This window comes from Streptomyces sp. Tu6071 (assembly GCF_000213055.1).
Lineage (GTDB): Bacteria > Actinomycetota > Actinomycetes > Streptomycetales > Streptomycetaceae > Streptomyces > Streptomyces evansiae.
In genome coordinates this window covers 5,952,736-5,971,996 of sequence record NZ_CM001165.1, presented here as the reverse complement: position 1 = coordinate 5,971,996, position 19,261 = coordinate 5,952,736, and the positions used below count along the sequence as shown (strand labels likewise).

Genomic DNA, 19,261 nt, shown 5'->3' with positions numbered 1-19,261 from the left:
TAGGTGCGAAGATGGGTGATTGGCAGGACAGGGCCCCACCCGAGGGCCGAAGTAACGAGCGGCCGACGACCGCCGCCGACCGGTCATCCACGACCGGAGCACGGCGCACATGCATGGAGGACGTGACGTGGCGAACGACGCCAGCACCGTTTTCGACCTAGTGATCCTCGGCGGTGGTAGCGGCGGTTACGCCGCGGCGCTGCGGGGGGCGCAGCTGGGTCTGGACGTCGCCCTGATCGAGAAGGGCAAGGTCGGCGGTACCTGCCTGCACAACGGCTGCATCCCCACCAAGGCGCTGCTGCACGCCGGTGAGATCGCCGACCAGGCTCGCGAGAGCGAGCAGTTCGGTGTGAAGGCCACCTTCGAGGGCATCGACATCGAGGCCGTCCACAAGTACAAGGACGAGGTCATCTCGGGCCTGTACAAGGGCCTCCAGGGCCTGATCGCCTCGCGCAAGGTGACCTACATCGAGGGCGAGGGGCGCCTGTCGTCCCCGACCTCGGTCGACGTCAACGGCCAGCGCGTCCAGGGCCGCCACGTGCTGCTCGCGACCGGCTCCGTCCCGAAGTCGCTGCCCGGCCTGGAGATCGACGGCAACCGGATCATCTCCTCGGACCACGCGCTCAAGCTCGACCGCGTCCCGAAGTCGGCGATCATCCTGGGCGGCGGCGTCATCGGCGTCGAGTTCGCCTCGGCGTGGAAGTCCTTCGGCACCGACGTCACGATCATCGAGGGCCTCAAGCACCTCGTCCCGGTCGAGGACGAGAGCAGCTCGAAGCTCCTTGAGCGCGCGTTCCGCAAGCGCGGCATCAAGTTCAACCTGGGCACGTTCTTCCAGGGCGCCGAGTACACGCAGGACGGCGTGAAGGTGACGCTGGCCGACGGCAAGACCTTCGAGGCGGAGGTGCTGCTCGTCGCGATCGGCCGCGGCCCGGTCTCGCAGGGGCTCGGTTACGAGGAGCAGGGCGTCGCGATGGACCGCGGCTACGTCCTCGTCGACGAGTACATGCGCACCAACGTGCCGACGATCTCGGCCGTGGGCGACCTCGTCCCGACCCTCCAGCTCGCGCATGTCGGCTTCGCCGAGGGCATCCTCGTCGCCGAGCGCCTCGCGGGTCTCGCGAGCGTGCCGATCGACTACGACGGTGTTCCGCGCGTCACGTACTGCCACCCCGAGGTCGCCTCGGTCGGCATCACCGAGGCCAAGGCCAAGGAGATCTACGGCGCGGACAAGGTCGTCGCACTCAAGTACAACCTGGCGGGCAACGGCAAGAGCAAGATCCTGAAGACCGCGGGCGAGATCAAGCTCGTCCAGGTCAAGGACGGCGCCGTCGTCGGTGTGCACATGGTCGGTGACCGCATGGGCGAGCAGGTCGGCGAAGCCCAGCTCATCTACAACTGGGAGGCGCTGCCCGCCGAGGTGGCCCAGCTCATCCACGCGCACCCCACGCAGAGCGAGGCGCTCGGCGAGGCCCACCTGGCGCTCGCGGGCAAGCCCCTGCACTCGCACGACTGACATCCCTCGGGATCACGGACTTTTTCCACTTTCGTAAGGAGCAACTGAAACCATGCCGGTTTCCGTCACCCTTCCGGCGCTCGGCGAGAGCGTCACCGAGGGCACTGTCACCCGTTGGCTGAAGGCCGAGGGCGAGCGCGTCGAGGCCGACGAGCCGCTGCTGGAGGTGTCGACCGACAAGGTCGACACCGAGATCCCCTCGCCCGCCGCCGGCGTCCTCTCCTCGATCAAGGTCGCCGAGGACGAGACCGTCGAGGTGGGCGCCGAGCTGGCGCTCATCGACGACGGCTCCGGCGCCCCGGCCGAGGCCCCCGCGCAGGAGGCCGCCCCGGCCGCCGAGCCGGAGCAGCCCGCGCAGGCCGCGCCCTCCACCGAGGCCGAGGCGCCCGCCCCCGCCCCGACCGCCGAGGCCGCCGCCGGCTCCGGCTCGGCCGAGGGCACCGACGTGGTCCTCCCGGCGCTCGGCGAGAGCGTCACCGAGGGCACCGTCACCCGCTGGCTCAAGGAGGTCGGCGACTCGGTCGAGGCCGACGAGCCGCTGCTTGAGGTCTCGACCGACAAGGTCGACACCGAGATCCCCTCCCCGGCCGCTGGTGTCCTCCTGGAGATCACCGTCGCCGAGGACGAGACCGCCGAGGTCGGCGCGAAGCTCGCCGTCATCGGTCAGCCCGGCGCCGCCCCGGCCGCCGCCCCGGCCCCGGAGCAGCCCGCCCCGGCGCAGGAGGCCCCGAAGCAGGAGGCTCCCCAGCAGGAGGCCCCCAAGCAGGAGGCGCCGAAGCAGGAGGCCCCGGCCCCCGCCCCGGCCCCGCAGCCCGCGCCGCAGCAGGCCGCCCCGGCGCCCGCGCCGGCCCCGCAGCCCGCCGCCCCGGCGCCCGCCCCCGCGCAGCCCGCCCCGGCCGCGCAGGCTCCCGCGCCCGCCGCCGCTTCGGCGAGCGACGAGGGTGCCTACGTGACCCCGCTGGTGCGCAAGCTCGCGCACGAGCAGGGCGTGGACCTCTCCTCGGTCAAGGGCTCCGGTGTCGGTGGCCGTATCCGCAAGCAGGACGTGCTCGCCGCCGCCGAGGCCGCCAAGGCCAAGGCGCAGCCCGCTCCGGCCGCCGCCGCCCCCGCCGCCCCCGCGGGCAAGCAGGCGCCGAAGCTGGAGGTCTCGCCGCTGCGCGGCCAGACCGTGAAGCTGACCCGCATGCGCAAGGTCATCGGCGACAACATGATGAAGGCCCTGCACTCGCAGGCGCAGCTCACCACGGTCGTCGAGGTCGACGTGACGCGGCTCATGAAGCTGCGCGCGCAGGCCAAGGACTCCTTCGCCGCGCGCGAGGGCGTCAAGCTCTCGCCGATGCCCTTCTACGTGAAGGCCGCCGCGCAGGCGCTCAAGGCCCACCCGGTCGTCAACGCCCGCCTCAACGAGGACGAGGGCACCGTCACGTACTTCGACTCGGAGAACATCGGCATCGCCGTGGACGCCGAGAAGGGCCTGATGACGCCGGTCATCAAGGGTGCGGGCGACCTGAACCTCGCCGGGATCGCGAAGAAGACCGCCGAGATCGCCGGCAAGGCGCGCGGTGGCGGCCTGACCCCCGACGACATGTCGGGTGCGACCTTCACGATCAGCAACACGGGTTCGCGCGGCGCGCTCTTCGACACCGTGATCGTCCCACCGAACCAGGTGGCGATCCTCGGCATCGGCGCGACCGTCAAGCGCCCGGCCGTCATCGAGACGGCCGAGGGCACCGTCATCGGCGTGCGCGACATGACGTACCTGTCGCTCTCCTACGACCACCGCCTGGTGGACGGCGCCGACGCCGCCCGCTACCTCGGGACCGTCAAGGCGATCCTGGAGGCCGGGGAGTTCGAGGTCGAGCTGGGTCTGTGACCTTCCCGCACGGACCGGTGCATACCGCAGCGGCCCGGGGAGCACGGAGGGTGGCGCACCGCCGCCGTCTGTAAGGTTCCTCACCCACGGCGCCCCCGTCCGGACCATGTCCGGGCGGGGGCGCCGCCGTATGGTTCGTACCGACACCCTGTCGAAGGAGTCGTAGGAGCCCCCATGACCGCGCCCGTCGTCCATTCGCTGCGTGACCAGATCCGCGAGCACATCGTGGAAGGGATCGTGAGCGGTCGCTGGAAGCCGGGCGAACGGATCGTGGAGCGGCGCATCGCCGTCGAGCTGGAGGTCTCGCAGACGCCGGTGCGGGAGGCGCTGCGCGAGCTGGAGAGCCTGCGGCTCATCGAGTCGGCGCCGAACAAGGGCGTCCGGGTGCGCAACATCACGGCGGCCGACCTGGAGGAGTCCTATCCGGTGCGGGCCGGGCTCGAACAGATCGCGGCGGAACTGGCCGCCGAACGCCTCGCCACGGACTGCTCCGCCCTGGAGCCGCACGTGACGGCTCTGTACGAGGCCGACAGTGCCTCGGACGGCACCGGGCAGGTCCGGCACACCGTCGCCTTCCACCGCGCCCTGGTCGGCGCGGCCGGGAACGCGGTCCTGCTGCACACGTGGGAGGGGCTGGGGATCGAGGTCTTCACGGCGCTGTCGATCCGCTGGCTGGGGACGCGGCAGCAGTCGTACGCGGAGGAGCACGAGCAGTTGGTGCGGGCCTTTCGCGCGCGGGACCCGCACATCGGGCCGCTGGTGAAGGCGCACGTCCTGGGGTGCGCGCCGCGGCCGTGAGGCCGGGGCTCACGTGAGCGTCCCGTACTCCCACCCGAGCGGCGAGTCCGGCAAATCACCCCAGGTCAGGCGACACTCGGTGCCGATTCGACGGGCACTGGATGCCAATTTCCCGTTCCGGGCAATTTTTTCCCTCCCAGCCTTTGATCGATCATCGATCAGCGGCTTACAGTCGACGACGGACTCCACCGAGTCCCGCGCCCTGTCCTGCCTCCACAGGGCTAACACCCCCCTTCGACACGGAAGGCGGCGACATGACCGACCCCACCCGCATCCAGCCCAGCGAGCTCGACCAGCTCCCGGACCGCGACCCCGAGGAGACCGCCGAATGGCAGGCGTCCCTGGACGCCGTGACCGAGGCGGCCGGGCCGCACCGCGCCGCGTACCTGATGCGGCGCACGCTGGAACGCGCCGAGGGCAACGGTCTCGCGCTGCCCGAACTCCTTGAGACCGACTACCTCAACACCATCCCCACGGCCGCCGAGCCCGAGATCGACGGCGACCCGGAGATGGAGGCCCGCGTCACCGCGTGGAACCGCTGGAACGCGGCGGCCATGGTGACGCGCGGCTCGAAGCACGGCGTCGGCGGCCACATCGCCACCTTCGCCTCGGCCGCGTGGCTCTACGAGACCGGCTTCAACCACTTCTTCCACGGCAAGGAGCGCGACGGCTCCGGCGACCAGATCTACGTCCAGGGCCACGCCTCGCCGGGCATCTACGCCCGCGCCTTCCTCGACGGCCGCCTCACCGAGGAGCACCTCGACCACTTCCGGCAGGAGGCGAGCGGCAAGGGACTGCCGTCCTACCCGCACCCGCGCCGCCTGCCGTGGCTGTGGGAGTTCCCCACGGTGTCGATGGGCCTCGGCCCGCTCTCCGCGATCTACCAGGCGCGCTTCAACCGCTACCTGACCAGCCGCGGCATCAAGGACCTCTCGAACGCGCACGTGTGGGCCTTCCTCGGCGACGGCGAGATGGACGAGCCCGAGTCGACGGCCGCCCTCACGCTCGCGGCCCGCGAGGGTCTCGACAACCTGACCTTCGTCATCAACTGCAACCTCCAGCGCCTCGACGGCCCGGTCCGCGCGAACTTCAAGATCGTGCAGGAGCTGGAGGCCGAGTTCCGCGGCGCCGGCTGGAACGTCGTGAAGACGCTGTGGGGCTCCGCCTGGGACGAGCTGTTCCGGCTCGACACGACGGGCGCGCTCGTACGCCGCCTGCGCGAGGTACCGGACGCGCAGTTCCAGACGTACCAGACGCGCGACGTCGCCTACATCCGCGAGCACTTCTTCGGCGCCGAGCCGGCCCTCGTCGAGCTGGGCAAACTGCTCAGCGACGACAAGATCCTGGAGTGTTTCAAGACCTCCCGCGGCGGCCACGAGCCCCGCAAGGTCTACGCCGCCTACCGCGCCGCGCTCTCCCACGAGGGCCGGCCGACCGTCATCCTCGCGCAGACCGTCAAGGGCTACACGCTCGGCAAGGGCTTCGAGTCCAAGAACGCCAACCACCAGATGAAGAAGCTCACGGTGGACGAGTTCAAGGACATGCGCGACCTGCTCGGCCTGCCGATCCCCGACTCCGCCTTCGTCGACGGCCAGGTGCCCTACGGCCACCCCGGCGCCGACTCGCCCGAGGTCCGCTACCTGCACGAGCGCCGCGCGGCTCTCGGCGGTCTCGCCCCGGCCCGCCGCACGCAGCCGCTCGCGCCGCTGCCCGCCCCCGCCGACAAGGCGTTCGCCGCCTTCGACAAGGGCTCCGGCACGCAGCCGGTCGCGACCACGATGGCGTTCGTCCGCCTCGTGAAGGACCTCATCCGCGACAAGGAGACCGGCAAGCGCTGGGTCCCGATCGTGCCCGACGAGGCCCGCACCTTCGGCATGGAGTCGCTCTTCCCTTCCCTCGGGATCTACTCGCCCAAGGGCCAGACGTACGAGCCGGTCGACCGCGACCAGCTCATGTACTACCGCGAGGCGAAGAACGGCCAGATCCTCAACGAGGGCATCACCGAGGCCGGTTCGATGGCGGACTTCATCGCCGCCGCCACGTCGTACGCGACGCACGGCGAGCAGATGATCCCCTTCTACATCTTCTACTCGATGTTCGGCTGGCAGCGCACGGGCGACCAGATGTGGCAGCTCGGCGACCAGCTCGGCCGCGGCTTCCTCGTCGGTGCCACGGCGGGGCGCACGACCCTGACGGGTGAGGGCCTCCAGCACGCGGACGGCCACTCCCCGGCCATCGCGGCGACGAACCCGGCGGCGCTCACGTACGACCCGGCCTTCGCCTACGAGATCGCGGCGATCGTCAAGGACGGTCTGCGCCGGATGTACGGCGAGACGCGGGCGGACGAGGACCCGAACGTCTTCTACTACCTCACCGTCTACAACGAGCCGATGCCGCAGCCGGCGAAGCCCGAGGGCGTCGAGGAGGGCATCCTCAAGGGCCTCTACCGCTTCAACACGGCCGAGACCGCCGGGCTGAGCCTCGGCGAGAAGGCCCCGCGGGCGCAGCTCCTCGCCTCGGGCACCGCGATCCACTGGGTGCTCAAGGCGCAGAAGATGCTCGCGGAGGAGTGGGGCGTGGCCGCCGACGTGTGGTCGGCGACCTCGTGGGGCGAGCTGCGCCGGGACGCCATGGAGGCGGACGAGGCGCTGCTGCGCGGCGAGGAGCGCGTCCCGTACGTGACGCGCGCCCTCTCCGGGGCGCCGGGCCCGGTCGTCGCGGTGAGCGACTACATGCGCCAGGTGCCCGACCAGATCGCGCAGTGGGTCGAGCAGGACTGGACCTCGCTCGGCGCGGACGGCTTCGGCATCTCCGACACGCGTGACGCGGCCCGCCGCTACTTCGGCGTCGACGCCGAGTCCGTCGTCGTCGCGACGCTCGCCCAGCTCGCCCGCCGCGGCCTGGTCAAGCCGGCCGCCGTCAAGGAGGCCCGCGAGCGCTACGGCCTCTGAGCCGGGCGGGGCGTCCGAGCCCCCGGTACGGGACGGGGCGCGGCCTTCGGGTCGCGCCCCGTCCCGTACCCGTGTCCGCCCTTTTGCCCGCTTCCCCGAGCCGTGCGTGAATGGACTCGTCCCAGGGCGCCCGCGCACCGCGCCGCCGCCCGTGCCACCGACCGGAGCGGGAGCACGGTCCATGAAGATCGCCAACGTGTCCTCGACGCCCTGCTGGGCCGATCTGACGACGCCCGACACGAGCGCCGCGCGCCGCTTCTACCGGTCCGTCCTCGGCTGGGAGTCCGGCGAGCTGCCGGGGCGGGACGCCCGGGGCTACGGGCTCTTCGCGCTCGACGACGGGCGCACCGTGGGGGGCCTCGCGCCGACCGCGCGCCCGGACCGCCCGGCCGCCTGGCTGCCGTACTTCCAGGCCGAGGGCGTGGACGCGGTGACCGCGCGCGTCGAGGGCGCGGGCGGGACGGTGACCGCGGGGCCCTCCGACATGCTCGACCAGGGCAGGTACGCGGTGTGCGCGGACCCGGCGGGCGCGGTCTTCGGGCTGTGGCAGCGCCGCGCGCACCCCGGTTTCGGCGTCGTCAACGCGATCGGCGGTTTCTGCTGGTTCGAGCTGGCGAGCCGCGATCCCGCGGTGCCGACCGACTTCTACGCGACCGTGCTCGGCTGGGCGACGACGAGTCCGGACGAGAACGGCTACCGCATGTGGACGGTGGACGACGAGCCCTTCGGCGGACTGCTGCGCATGAACGACTCCTTCCCGCCGCACGTGCCCCCGCACTGGATGGTGTACGTGGCCACGGCGGACTGCGACGCGACGGCCGCGCGCTGTGCCAAGGCGGGCGGCAGCGTGCTCGTCCCGCCCCGCACGATCGCCTCGGGCCGCTTCACCGTGCTGAGCGATCCGCAGGGCGCGGTCTTCGGGGCGCTCGCGCTGAACCCGCTGAGCGGTCTGGCGGAGCTGGCCTGAGCCGGGCGCGGTTCCGCGTCGAGCCCGTACCCCTTTCTCGCCGTCCGTACCCGCACGTATGGGGCAGAACGCACGTTCCCGCCCGGCCCGGCGTGCGCGGGGCGCGGTGAGGGCGGATGCTGTGCTGGTGATGGACGAGACGCAGTTCTGGGAGCTCATCGACTCCGCCCGCGAGGCGGCGGACGGCGATCCGGAGGAGCAGGCCGACGTGGTCGTCGACCGGCTGCTCCAGCTCGACCCCGAGTCGGTCGCGGACTTCGCCCGTCATTTCACGGTGCGCTTCCGCCGGGCGTGGACGTGGGAGCTGTGGGGAGCGGCCGGGGTGCTGCTCGCCGCGCCCGAGGGGGCGGACGAGGAGAGCTTCGACTACTTCCGCTGCTGGCTCATCGCGCAGGGCCGCTCCGTCTTCGAGGGCGCGCTCGCCGACGCCGACTCACTCGCGGAGCTGCTGCCCGACTTCGACGAGGAGATCGACGGGGACGCGGGCGAGCTGGGCGAGGCGGCCGAGGACGCCTACGAGCAGCTCACCGGGGCCCCGCTGCCCGCGCTCGGCCTGCCCCCGGAGCCCGAGGTGCCCGAGGGCACGCCGTTCCCGCTCGACGACGAGGACGAACTGGAGTCGCGGTATCCGCGGCTGTGGGAGCGGTACGGGGGGTGAGGGGGCGGGACGGGGGTGCCCGGCCGCTGCGGTAGGGGCCGGGTGCCGTGGGGGTCGGGCGGTCGGGTGCCGTGGGGGCCGGGTACCGTCGGAGGCGGCCGAATGTCGCGCGGCCGGGCGGACGCGTGACGTACGCGCGCGACGGCCGGGGGCCCGCGCCCCCGCTCAGGCCGCGCCGCCCTCCGGTCCCACCACCGGGTCGGGCAGGTCCGGCGGGTCGGGGGCGAAGACGAGCATCGCGACGTCGTCCGTGATGTCGCCGCGCGCGTAGTCGCGCAGGTTGTCCCAGAGGGTGTCGGTGAAGGCGATCGGGTCGTCCGTGCGCAGCCGCGCCGCACGCTCGGTGAGCGGGTAGAAGGTGCCGGTGCGGTCGCGGGTCTCGGTGACCCCGTCGGTGTACGCGAAGAGCCACTCCCCCGTCCGCAGGGGCACCGTCAGCGTGCGGTAGCCCTCGGAGGGGACGCCGAGGCCGAGCGGGGGACCGGCGATGACGGGCAGTTCGCGGGCGCCCCCGGTGTGGAGGAGGAGCGGCGGCGGGTGCCCGCAGGAGACGATCCGCACCTCCGTGGAGCCGGGCGGGAATTCGAGGAGCACCGCGGTCGCGAAGAGTTCCGAGACGGCGTCGGTCTCGCCCTCGACCCGGCCCGCGGCGATCACGTCCTCGGCGTCGACGCTGAGCCTGCGGTCCAGTTGTCCGGCGACGCCCGTGAGGCGTTCCTGGTCGAGCACGGCCTCGCGGAAGGCGCCGAGCAGCGCGGCGACCGTACCGACCGCCTGGAGCCCGTGGCCCTGCACGTCGCCGACGAGCGCGCGCACCCCGTACGGGCCCTCGCGGACGTCGAAGAGGTCCCCGCCGACGAGCGTGCCGTGCTGGGCGGCGCGGTAGAGGCCCGCGCAGCGCACCGGGCCGACGCGCGGCGGCAGCGGGGGCAGGACGGCGAACTGGGCGGCCTGCGCGACCGTGCGGACGGTGACGAGCTGTTCGTCCCTGCGGCGCCGCGCCCAGGCGATGACGACGCTGAGCACGGCGACGAAGGCGACCGTGACGAGGTCGGAGTCGCCCGCGCGACCGAGCCGGATCGCGGGCACCCACAGCAGGACGAGCACGATGCCGCCGAAGACGGCGGTGCCGACGGCCTTGTAGGTGAGCGCGGCGAGCGGCGGGATCGCGCCGATGAGGAAGCCGAGCTCGAACCTGTTCCCCACGATCGCCTGCACCACGGCGAGCGCGAAGAGCAGGTAGACGGGGAGCCACCGCAGCCACCGGGAGGGGCGGGCCACGCGCAACGGGTCCCCGGTGCGGTCCTGGCGGCGCAGCACCGCGCGCGCGGCGACCGCGACCCGCCAGGGCCGGTTCTCGCCGCGGCTCGTGTTGTCGGGCTCCGGCCCCTGCATCGGGTGTGCTCCCTCCGGGCCCGCTGTCGATCCGGACCGTTCGCCCCGCCTTCGTGCGGCGCGGTCCCACCCTCGTACGGTGGCGCCCGCGTCGCACGCCGGGTGGCCCCCGCATCACTCCTCGGGGTGTACCACGAGACCCATGAGGACATCGTCCACGTACGCCCCGTCGAGGTACATCTCCCCCGGCAGGACGCCTTCGACGGCGAAGCCCTCGCTCTCGTAGAGGCGCCGCGCGGGCGTGTTGTGGCCGAGCACGCGCAGCGTGAGGCGGCGGGCGCCCTCGGCGCGGCAACGGGCGACGGCGGCGAGGAGCAGGGCGCGGGCGACACCCCGGCCCCGTACCGCGGGATCGACCGCGAGGCCCTGGATCGCGCGCACGTGGGCGTTCGCGGGCAGCGGGATGGAGGGGACGAGGCGGAGGTAGCCGACCGGGTGGCCCGGGTTCTCGGGGACTTCGGCGACGAGGTGGGCCTCGGGGCCGCGCTCCGGGCGGAAGAAGGACGGGAGCGGCGGGACGGGGCGCGGGGTGATGGCGTGGAGCGTGGACCAGGTGGCGGCGTCGAGGGCGGCGAGCGCGGGCTCGTCCCCGGCGCGGGCGGGACGGACGAGGGGAGCCCCGGGGGCGGGTGGCCGCGCGGACGCGGCTATGGGCTGTTCGGTCGGCATGGGGCCATCCTTCACCCGGGCCGCTCACCGCTCACGCCATTTTCCCGGCCCGGCGGGGCACGATGACGGCATGGAAGAGCACGAGGACGAGACGGGCGCGGCGGCGGGCTTGGGCTTCGCCGAGGACGAGGCGGCGGTACGGGAGGTGCCCGCGCGGCGGCGGGTGGCGATCGCGGGGGCCTCCGGGCTCATCGGCGGCGCCCTCGCCCGCTCGCTGCGCGCCGACGGGCACACGGTCGTGCGGCTGGTACGGCGCGAGGCGCGGGCCGAGGACGAGGCGCGCTGGGACCCGGAGCGCGGTGACGTGGACACGGCGGCCCTCGCGGGCTGCGACACCGTCGTGAACCTGGCGGGCGCGGGCATCGGCGACCACCGCTGGACCGACGCGTACAAGCGGACCATCCGCGACAGCCGCGTGCTCGGCACCGCCGCGCTCGCCGACGCGGTCGCCTCGCTCGACCAGCGGCCCGAGGTCTTCGTGTGCGGCAGCGCGATCGGCTACTACGGCGACACGGGCGAGCGCGCCGTGGACGAGAGCGCGGGCCCCGGCGAGGGCTTCCTGCCGGACGTGTGCGTGGAGTGGGAGGACGCGGCGGGGGCCGCGGCCGAGGCGGGGGTGCGGACGGTGTTCGCGCGGACCGGGCTCGTCGTCTCGCGCGGAGGCGGCGCGTGGGGGCGGCTCTTCCCGCTCTTCAAGGCGGGGCTCGGGGGGCGCATCGGGAACGGGCGGCAGTACTGGAGCTTCATCGCGCTCCACGACCACATCGCGGCGCTGCGCCACCTCATCGACACGCCCACGCTCGAAGGCCCCTTCAACCTCACGGCGCCCGAGCCCGAGACCAACCGCGAGGTCACCGCGGCGATGGGCCGCGTCCTGCGCCGCCCCACGCCCTTCCCCGTCCCGGCCCCGGCGCTGCGCCTCGCCCTCGGCGAGTTCGCGGGCGACGTCCTGGGCAGCCAGCGCGTCGTCCCCCGCCGCCTCCTCGACTCCGGCTTCCGCTTCGCCTTCCCAAGCGCGGAGGAGGCGATCGCGGCGGCGGCACGGGACTGAGGGCGGCGGGGGGAGCCGGAGAGGGCAGGGACGGAGGGCGAGGGGCGGCTGGGGGCGGCCCGCGACCGTACGGGAAGCGCCGGGGGCGGTACGGGGCCGCGGCGCTGCCGTCCCGACGGCCCGGCGTGCCCCGTACCGAGCCACCCCGTGCCACCCCGCGCCCCCGCACGAGCGCTCCCCCGGCCCGTACCCCCGCTCCTAGGCTCGTCGAGGAACTGGGCTCATAGCGCGGGCTGTTCGGGGCACACGCCCCAGCGGCAGACGCCCGACCCCGAGGGAGGGGCCGTGTTCGATACGGCACAGCAAGCGGATGTGATCATCGTCGGAGCCGGAGTGGCGGGCCTCTCGGCGGCGCACCACCTGGTCAGTGCGGGAGTGACGGTCTCCGTGCTGGAGGCGGGACCGCGCGTCGGCGGTCGTATGGCGACCGAGGAGGTGGACGGCTTCCGGCTCGACCGGGTGGGCCGGCTGCTGAGCACCGCGCACCCCGAACTGCGCCGCACGCCGGGCCTCGAAGGGCTCGCGCTGCGGCCCTTCGCGCCGGGCGCGCTCGTGCACAGCGCGGGGCGGCTGCACCGTATCGGCGACGGCAGGCGCACCAGGGGCGCACTGACGGCGGCACGCGCCCTCGCGAGCGCCCCCCGACCGTACGGGGCCGGGGTCCGCGCCCTCGACCAGGCGCGGCTCTCCGCCGTCCTCACCCGGCTCGCGCACGCCGACGACGCGCGGCTGAGCGCGCGCGAGGAGCGCACGGCGGCCGAGGCGCTCGCTGCGCAGGGCCTGCCGCGCCGTACCGCGCAGACGTTCCTGCGCCCGTTGCTCACCGCGCTGCTCCTCGACCCCGAGCTGTCCACGTCCTCGCGCGTCGCGGACTTCGCGCTGCGCGATTTCGCGCGCGGACGGCTCTGCGTGCCCGAGGGCGGCTCGGGGGCGCTCGCCGAACAGCTCGCCGCGACGCTCCCGGCGGGCACGATCCGTACCGGCGTGCATGTCACGGCGGTGTCGACGTCCGCCGTGACGACGAAGGAGCACGGCGAACTCGGCTGCCGCGCGCTGCTCGTGGCGACGGGGGCGCGGGACGCGGCGGAGCTGCTGCCGGGCCTTCGCGTGCCGCGCTTCCACGAGGTGACGGTCTTCCACCACAGCGCGCCCGTCGCGCCCGCCACGGGGTCCTCGCTCGTCCTGGACGGCGACCGCTCGGGCCCGGTCTCGCACACGGCGGTGCTGAGCGCCGTGGACCCGGGCCGCGCGCCCGCCGGGCGCGCCCTCGTCTCCTCAACGGTCCCGGGCCGCCCGCCCGCCGGCCTCGACGGCCCCGTCCGGGCGCACCTCGCGGCGCTGTACGGCGTACCGACCCGGGACTGGGACCTGCTCGCCGTGCACCACGACGCGGAGGCGGTCCCGGCGATGGCCCCGCCGCACGACCCGCGCCGCGTGGTCCGCGTCCTGGACGGCCTCTACGTGTGCGGCGACCACCGCGACACGGGCTCGGTCCAGGGCGCCCTCAGCTCAGGCCGCCGCGCCGCCCACGCGGTCCTGCGCGACTTCGGCGTGACGCCCACGGCGCGGACGCGGGGGTTGCCGGAGGTGGTGGCGGCTTGAGGGGGGAGGCGGGGCGGTGAGGGGGTGAGGGGACGGCGGGGACGGTGAGGGGGAGACGGGGGCGGTGGGGGGCTGAGGGGGAAGTCGGCGGCCTTGTCGCATGGGAGGACCGCAGGGCCGGGACAGCCGCCTCCCGCCGGGACGGCCGCCTCCCGCCGGGACGCTGGGCCGCACGCACCCGGCCCGGAACAGCCCCCTCCCACCCGGGGGGCTCCCCTGTTAACAGTCTTCCGCAAATCGCCCCCCTCCCCCGCCCACCCCACCAAATCTGTGGACAACTCCGGCGGACCCGCAACGCCCCTCACCCGATCCGGTGAGCGTTTTCCGTGCGGACCCCGAGTTGTCCACAGACCGCTTCCAGCCACCCCCGTTACTGATATGCCGCCACCCGGTCCCGGTACCCCCGGACCGGGCCCGCGTCGCGGTACGGCTCCAGGCGGCGCTCGAAGTCGCGTACGTACTCGACCGCGCGGACCGAGCGCATCTCGCCCGCCGCCTGCGCGGCCTCCGCCCCGTGGGCGCAGGCCGCGTCGAGGTCGCCGAGGCCGAGACGGGCCGTGGCGAGGACGACGCGGCAGAAGAGGCGGCTGCGGGCGTAGCCGCTCGCGCGCAGTTGCAGGGAGCGTTCGGCGTGCTGCGCCGAGGCCCGGTACTGCTGGAGGTCGCGGTAGCAGTGCCCGAACTCGTCGGCGAGCTGGGCCTCGTCGAAGAAGCGGGCCCAACCGGGGACCTCGTCGCCGGGGCGGGCCACTTCGAGCGCCCGCTCGGCCCGTACCAGTGAGGCCGTGCAGGACCGCGTCTCGCCCAGTACCCCGTGCCCCCGCGCCTCCGCCGCGTGCAGGAGCGCCTGCACGGCGGGCGGCACCGCGGAGCCGACGCCCTGCTGGGCGACCCGCGCGAGCTGCACCGCCTCCCGGCCGTGGCCGAGGTAGACGGCCTGGCGGCTCATCGTGATGAGGACGTACGCGCCGTAGACGCGGTCGTCGGCCGCCTGCGAGAGGCGCAGGGCCTGTACGAAGTAGCGCTGCGCGAGTCCGTGCGCGGCGATGTCGTACGAGGTCCAGCCCGCGAGCCTCGTCAGGTCGGCCGCCGCGGCGAAGAGCCGGCGGCCGGTCTGCTCGCCGTAGACGCCGCGCAGCATCGGCTCGGCCTCGTGCTCCAGGTAGCGCACGAGGGCCTGCCGGGCGTGGCCGCCGCCGTAGGTGTGGTCGAGGGAGCGGAAGAGGTCCGCGACCGAGCGCAGTGCGGCGATGTCGCCGCTCGTGACCTTCTGTCCGGGCCCGCGCTCGCTCCCCGAACGCCCCCACGAGGCGCCCGGCGCGGGGGCGGGACCGCGCAGGGCTCCCGGCCTGGCCTGCTGCGGGACCCGGCCCGCGCCCGCCGTCGGCTGCGCGGGGACGCCGAGTGCGCCCACGGCAACGGGTTCCTGCCGGGGGATCTCGGCGTTCTCCGCGCCCTCCTTGGGCTCCGTGCGCCCGGTCCGTCCGGCGCGTTCGTCCGCGAAGCGCCCGACCCGTTCGTCGGGGCGCCCGATGAGCCAGTCGCGGCTCGGGACGACGAGGCCCGCGGGCGTGAAGGCGATCTTGCGCAGTTCGGCATGGCTCCCCGAGTCCTTGCGCCACAGCCCGCCGACGATGTCGACGGCCTCCTCCGGCGTCCCGGCGAATTCGAGCCCCGCGTAGACGGGGGCGCAGGCGTCGAGCCCGAGGTCCTGGGCGCTGAGCCTGCGGCCGAGACGCCGGGTGAAGACCTCGGCGATGAGCGCGGGGGTCGTGCCGCGTGGCTGCTGGCCGCGCAGCCAGCGGGTCACGGAGGTCTTGTCGTATCTCAGGTCGAGCCCGTGTTCCAGTCCGAGCTGGTCCACCCGCCGGGCGAGCCCCGCGTTGGAGAACCCCGCCTCCGCGATGAGCGCGGCGAGCTGTCGGTTGGGGGTGCGCTGAGGGGTTCGGTCCGTCATCAGCTGTGCGGTCTCCTGCCTTCCGGGCCCGAAAGCAGCCCTCGTGGAACGGCGCGAATGTAACGGGCGGCGAACGCCCCATCACGCCCTTCGCCCCTCGTTCATCCGATCGTGTGAGGATTGCCTGGAAAACTGACGGAAAGCGGGCCCTGGAGGCCGTACGCGTTCACCCTTTCGTGGCGCGTCGGCTTTCGCTCTGAACCGGGCAAGTTCCGCGTACGTGAATCCTCCCTTCCGGACACCGCCCGCCCGCCCTTCACCCCGCCCCGCGGCCTTCCCGCCCTCGCCCGTCACGCCCCGCCCACCCCTTGACGTCACCGCCCACCCCGGGCCGTCCGCCACCCCACCCGTCACGCCCCGCCCCGGCCCCTTCGCGCCTCCGCCCCCTCCCCCGCTCCCGCCCGCCGCCCCGCGCGGCTGCCGCCGTACAGTGACAAAGGCACGCGTGGGTGCCGAAGGACGCTGGTGGGAAGGCACGCCGTGAGTGAGCTGCGATTCGTCCGTCTGGGCCTGGAGTCCGCCGAGACGGTGTACACGCCGTACCTCGACGCCTGGGAGGAGCAGCGCCGGGTGCACGCGGCGCGCGTCGCCGACGAGATCCCCGACACGTGCCTGCTCCTGGAGCACCCGCCGACGTACACCGCGGGCCGCCGTACCGAGGAGAGCGAACGCCCCCTCGACGGCACCCCCGTGATCGACGTGGACCGCGGCGGCAAGATCACCTGGCACGGTCCGGGCCAGCTCGTGGGCTACCCGATCCTGCGGCTCCCGAGCCCGGTCGACGTCATCGCGCACGTACGGAACCTGGAGGAGGCCCTGCTGCGCGTGTGCGCCGAGTTCGGCCTCGCCGCGACGCGGGTCGAGGGCCGCAGCGGCGTGTGGATTCTCGGGGACCCGGTCGAGAAGCGGCCGGGCGGCCTGACCCTCGAACTGGAGCGCACGGACCCGCTCTTCGACGCGCGCCTCGCGGGCCCCGAGTACGCGCCCTCGAACGCGGGCCAGCGCCACGAGGACCGCAAGCTCGCCGCGATCGGCGTCCGGATCGCGAAGGGCGTGACGATGCACGGCTTCGCGCTCAATGTGAACTCCGACACGACGGGCTTCGACCGCATCGTGCCGTGCGGCATCCGCGACGCGGGCGTCGCCTCGCTCTCGAGCGAGCTGGGCCGCGAGGTGACGGTGCGGGAGGTGCTGCCGGTCATGGAGCGTCATCTCACCGAGGTCCTCGCGGGCGCGGGCGCGCCGCCGCTGTCGACGGCGGTCTGACGGGGGCCCGGGGCGGTACGGCGAGAGCGGCCACCGCCCGTACGGGAGGGCCGTCCCCGCCCCCGCACCGGAGGCCCCTCCCGGACCCCTGCCGACACAGACCGGGACCGTTGGGCCGTACGGGGGAATGTGCCTGCGGTTCGGTGGGTTGGGCAGGAGGCGGGCCCCTGCCCTCACGGGCGTAGGCTGGGGCTCGCCGAAGAATCGAAAGCCACGACGCGCGATCGCAGCAGAAAGGGGCGCCGGGCATGTCCGCAGTCGCACCCGACGGGCGCAAGATGCTCCGCCTGGAGGTCCGGAACAGCCAGACCCCCATCGAGCGCAAGCCCGAGTGGATCAAGACCCGCGCCAAAATGGGCCCCGAGTACAACGAGCTGCAGAAACTCGTGAAGAGCGAGGGCCTGCACACGGTGTGCCAGGAGGCCGGCTGCCCCAACATCTACGAGTGCTGGGAGGACCGCGAGGCCACCTTCCTCATCGGGGGCGACCAGTGCACCCGGCGCTGCGACTTCTGCCAGATCGACACGGGCAAGCCGCAGGCGCTCGACCGCGACGAGCCGCGCCGCGTCGGTGAGTCGGTCCGCACGATGGACCTCAACTACGCGACCGTCACGGGCGTCGCGCGCGACGACCTGGAGGACGGCGGGGCCTGGCTCTACGCCGAGACCGTCCGGCAGATCCACGCGCTGACCGCCGAGCGGCCCCTGGGCGGCACGAAGGTCGAGCTGCTCATCCCCGACTTCAACGCGGACCCGGACCAGCTCGCCGAGGTCTTCGCCTCGCGCCCCGAGGTCCTCGCGCACAACGTCGAGACGGTCCCGCGCATCTTCAAGCGCATCCGTCCGGGCTTCCGCTACGAGCGCTCCCTCAAGGTCATCACCGAGGCCCGCGCGGCCGGTCTCATCACGAAGTCGAACCTCATCCTCGGCATGGGCGAGACCCGCGAGGAGGTCAGCGAGGCACTGCGCGACCTGTACGAGGCGGGCTGCGAGCTGATCACGATCACGCAGTACCTGCGCCCCTCGCCCCGGCACCACCCCGTCGAGCGCTGGGTCAAGCCGCACGAGTTCGTGGAGCTGAAGGAGGAGGCCGAGCAGATCGGCTACTCGGGGGTCATGTCGGGCCCGCTCGTCCGTTCCTCGTACCGCGCCGGGCGCCTCTTCCAGCAGGCGATGGAGCGGCGCGGCGCGATGGCGGGACCGCTGCCGACCGTGTGAGGTCCGGCACAGCGGCGCGCGCCTCGCGCGTACGGGGCGCGGGCCCGTCCCCGCGGCCCCCTCGGCCCCGGAGCCGTTCCCCCAGGTGGGGACGGTTTCGGGGCCGACGCCTTTCGCGGGTGCTCGCGGGTGCTCGCTCTCCTTGCGCGGAGGACGGTCTTCCGCCGCTTCATGACCGTTTGACCCTTCGGTCACCGGCTGGTAACACCGTGCTGTGACGCTGGGAGCGAGGCGCCGCGCCGGTCCGCGCGACATCCTCGCCCGTACGAGCGCGTCACCGCCGCCAGCCCCGGGGAGCCCCACCGTGCCGAGCGTCCACCACCTGCCGAAGGCCCGTACCACCCTCCTCACCCCGTTCTCCTCGGCCGTGCGCGCCGTGGAGTCCGCCCTGCTCAGCCGGTCCGCGCAGAACGCGCGGACGGCCGTGATCGCCGACCGCGCGCGGGCCAGGGAACGGGCCGAGGCGGAGGCCGTCCTGAGCGCGCTGCCCGCCCGCACGTCCTAGCGCGGGGCGCGCCACGTAAACTCCACAGCATGGCGAGGAAGGACACCGCAGAGAGCTCTGCGAATCAGGGGCGACTGAAACAGATCGCTCTCACTTACAAGATGACCCGACGGGTCGATCCGAGGATCGGCCTGGTGATCGGTGCCGTGGGGATCGTCGCCTTCGGCGTGCTCCTCGCGATCGGTTTCCTGATCGGCCACCCGGTCTACCTGGGCATTTTCGGCTTCCTCGTCGGCGTCCTCGCGATGGCGATCATCTTCGGGCGGCGCGCCGAGCGTGCGGCGTTCTCGCAGATGGAGGGACAGCCGGGCGCGGCGGCGGCGGTGCTCGACCAGATGAAGCGCGGGTGGACGACGACGACGGCGGTCGCGATGAACCGCAGCCAGGACGTCGTGCACCGCGCGGTCGGCAAGCCCGGCATCGTGCTGATCGCCGAGGGCAACCCGAACCGGGTCAAGGGCCTGCTCGCGGCGGAGAAGCGCAAGATGGCGCGCGTCGTCTCCGACGTGCCGGTGCACGACATGATCGTGGGCAACGGCGAGGGCCAGGTGCCGCTGAAGAAGGTCCGTACGACGCTCCTGAAGTACCCGCGCGTCCTCACCGGCCCCCAGGTCACCGAGACCACGGACCGGCTGCGCGCGATGGGCGACATGATGAAGAACATGCCGCTCCCGAAGGGGCCCATGCCGAAGGGCATGCGGATGCCTCGCGGCCCGCGCCGCTGACTCCTCCCACCCGTCACCACAACCGCCGAAGGGGCGGGCCCACCACATGGGCCCGCCCCTTCGGCGTGAGACAGCCTTGGGCGTAGGGGTTCCGGCCTTCGCCGGGGGTAC

Annotated in this window: 15 protein-coding genes; 12 read left to right on the top strand and 3 right to left on the bottom strand. The window is 73.6% G+C overall.

Features of this window, described 5'->3' with window-relative positions; translation table 11 throughout:
- The first annotated feature begins 127 nt into the window (after nt 1-127).
- The 6 genes from lpdA to STTU_RS25210 all read left to right on the top strand — a co-directional run bounded on the left by lpdA (nt 128) and on the right by STTU_RS25210 (nt 8,763).
- A complete protein-coding gene (gene lpdA / locus STTU_RS25235) occupies nt 128-1,516 on the top strand; it encodes a dihydrolipoyl dehydrogenase (RefSeq protein WP_010279769.1) in 1,389 nt (462 codons plus the stop codon).
- A gap of 52 nt (nt 1,517-1,568) precedes the next feature.
- On the top strand, nt 1,569-3,389 hold the full coding sequence (gene sucB / locus STTU_RS25230) for a 2-oxoglutarate dehydrogenase, E2 component, dihydrolipoamide succinyltransferase (protein ID WP_007828079.1): 1,821 nt from the start codon (nt 1,569-1,571) through the stop codon (nt 3,387-3,389).
- Nucleotides 3,390-3,563: 174 nt separating this feature from the next.
- Nucleotides 3,564-4,187: a GntR family transcriptional regulator gene (locus STTU_RS25225; protein WP_007828077.1), complete on the top strand. Its 624-nt coding sequence runs from the start codon at nt 3,564-3,566 to the stop codon at nt 4,185-4,187.
- Nucleotides 4,188-4,441: 254 nt separating this feature from the next.
- On the top strand, nt 4,442-7,138 hold the full coding sequence (gene aceE / locus STTU_RS25220) for a pyruvate dehydrogenase (acetyl-transferring), homodimeric type (RefSeq protein ID WP_007828075.1): 2,697 nt from the start codon (nt 4,442-4,444) through the stop codon (nt 7,136-7,138).
- Nucleotides 7,139-7,319: 181 nt separating this feature from the next.
- Nucleotides 7,320-8,105 carry a VOC family protein gene (locus tag STTU_RS25215; protein ID WP_043256305.1) on the top strand — a complete coding sequence of 262 codons (786 nt, stop codon included), beginning with the start codon at nt 7,320-7,322 and terminating at the stop codon, nt 8,103-8,105.
- A gap of 130 nt (nt 8,106-8,235) precedes the next feature.
- The gene (locus STTU_RS25210; protein ID WP_029396840.1) at nt 8,236-8,763 is read left to right on the top strand and encodes a DUF4240 domain-containing protein; all 528 of its coding nucleotides are present in this window, start codon (nt 8,236-8,238) and stop codon (nt 8,761-8,763) included.
- A gap of 165 nt (nt 8,764-8,928) precedes the next feature.
- On the opposite strand, the gene STTU_RS25205 is transcribed toward STTU_RS25210, so the two are convergent.
- The gene (locus STTU_RS25205) at nt 8,929-10,158 is read right to left on the bottom strand and encodes a PP2C family protein-serine/threonine phosphatase (protein WP_007828069.1); all 1,230 of its coding nucleotides are present in this window, start codon (nt 10,156-10,158) and stop codon (nt 8,929-8,931) included.
- Between the two features lie 114 nt (nt 10,159-10,272).
- Nucleotides 10,273-10,827, bottom strand: coding sequence for a GNAT family N-acetyltransferase (locus STTU_RS25200; protein WP_007828067.1), 555 nt, complete (start codon nt 10,825-10,827; stop codon nt 10,273-10,275).
- A 70-nt stretch (nt 10,828-10,897) separates the two neighbouring features.
- On the opposite strand from STTU_RS25200, the gene STTU_RS25195 reads away from it, so the two are divergent.
- Both STTU_RS25195 and STTU_RS25190 read left to right on the top strand, forming a co-directional pair.
- On the top strand, nt 10,898-11,878 hold the full coding sequence (locus tag STTU_RS25195; protein ID WP_007828064.1) for a TIGR01777 family oxidoreductase: 981 nt from the start codon (nt 10,898-10,900) through the stop codon (nt 11,876-11,878).
- A gap of 285 nt (nt 11,879-12,163) precedes the next feature.
- A complete protein-coding gene (locus STTU_RS25190) occupies nt 12,164-13,480 on the top strand; it encodes an NAD(P)/FAD-dependent oxidoreductase (RefSeq protein ID WP_164990849.1) in 1,317 nt (438 codons plus the stop codon).
- Nucleotides 13,481-13,850: 370 nt separating this feature from the next.
- Here STTU_RS25190 and STTU_RS25185 read toward each other — a convergent pair whose 3' ends face one another.
- Nucleotides 13,851-15,437: a hypothetical protein gene (locus STTU_RS25185; protein ID WP_007828051.1), complete on the bottom strand. Its 1,587-nt coding sequence runs from the start codon at nt 15,435-15,437 to the stop codon at nt 13,851-13,853.
- Between the two features lie 480 nt (nt 15,438-15,917).
- On the opposite strand from STTU_RS25185, the gene lipB reads away from it, so the two are divergent.
- The 4 genes from lipB to STTU_RS25165 all read left to right on the top strand — a co-directional run bounded on the left by lipB (nt 15,918) and on the right by STTU_RS25165 (nt 19,150).
- Nucleotides 15,918-16,703, top strand: a complete 786-nt coding sequence (gene lipB / locus STTU_RS25180) for a lipoyl(octanoyl) transferase LipB (protein ID WP_007828047.1) — start codon at nt 15,918-15,920, stop codon at nt 16,701-16,703.
- Between the two features lie 248 nt (nt 16,704-16,951).
- Nucleotides 16,952-17,920 carry a lipoyl synthase gene (gene lipA, locus STTU_RS25175; RefSeq protein WP_009064559.1) on the top strand — a complete coding sequence of 323 codons (969 nt, stop codon included), beginning with the start codon at nt 16,952-16,954 and terminating at the stop codon, nt 17,918-17,920.
- Between the two features lie 304 nt (nt 17,921-18,224).
- On the top strand, nt 18,225-18,425 hold the full coding sequence (locus tag STTU_RS25170) for a hypothetical protein (RefSeq protein ID WP_043256304.1): 201 nt from the start codon (nt 18,225-18,227) through the stop codon (nt 18,423-18,425).
- A gap of 29 nt (nt 18,426-18,454) precedes the next feature.
- Nucleotides 18,455-19,150 carry a DUF4191 domain-containing protein gene (locus STTU_RS25165; protein WP_007828045.1) on the top strand — a complete coding sequence of 232 codons (696 nt, stop codon included), beginning with the start codon at nt 18,455-18,457 and terminating at the stop codon, nt 19,148-19,150.
- Nucleotides 19,151-19,261 lie beyond the last annotated feature (111 nt).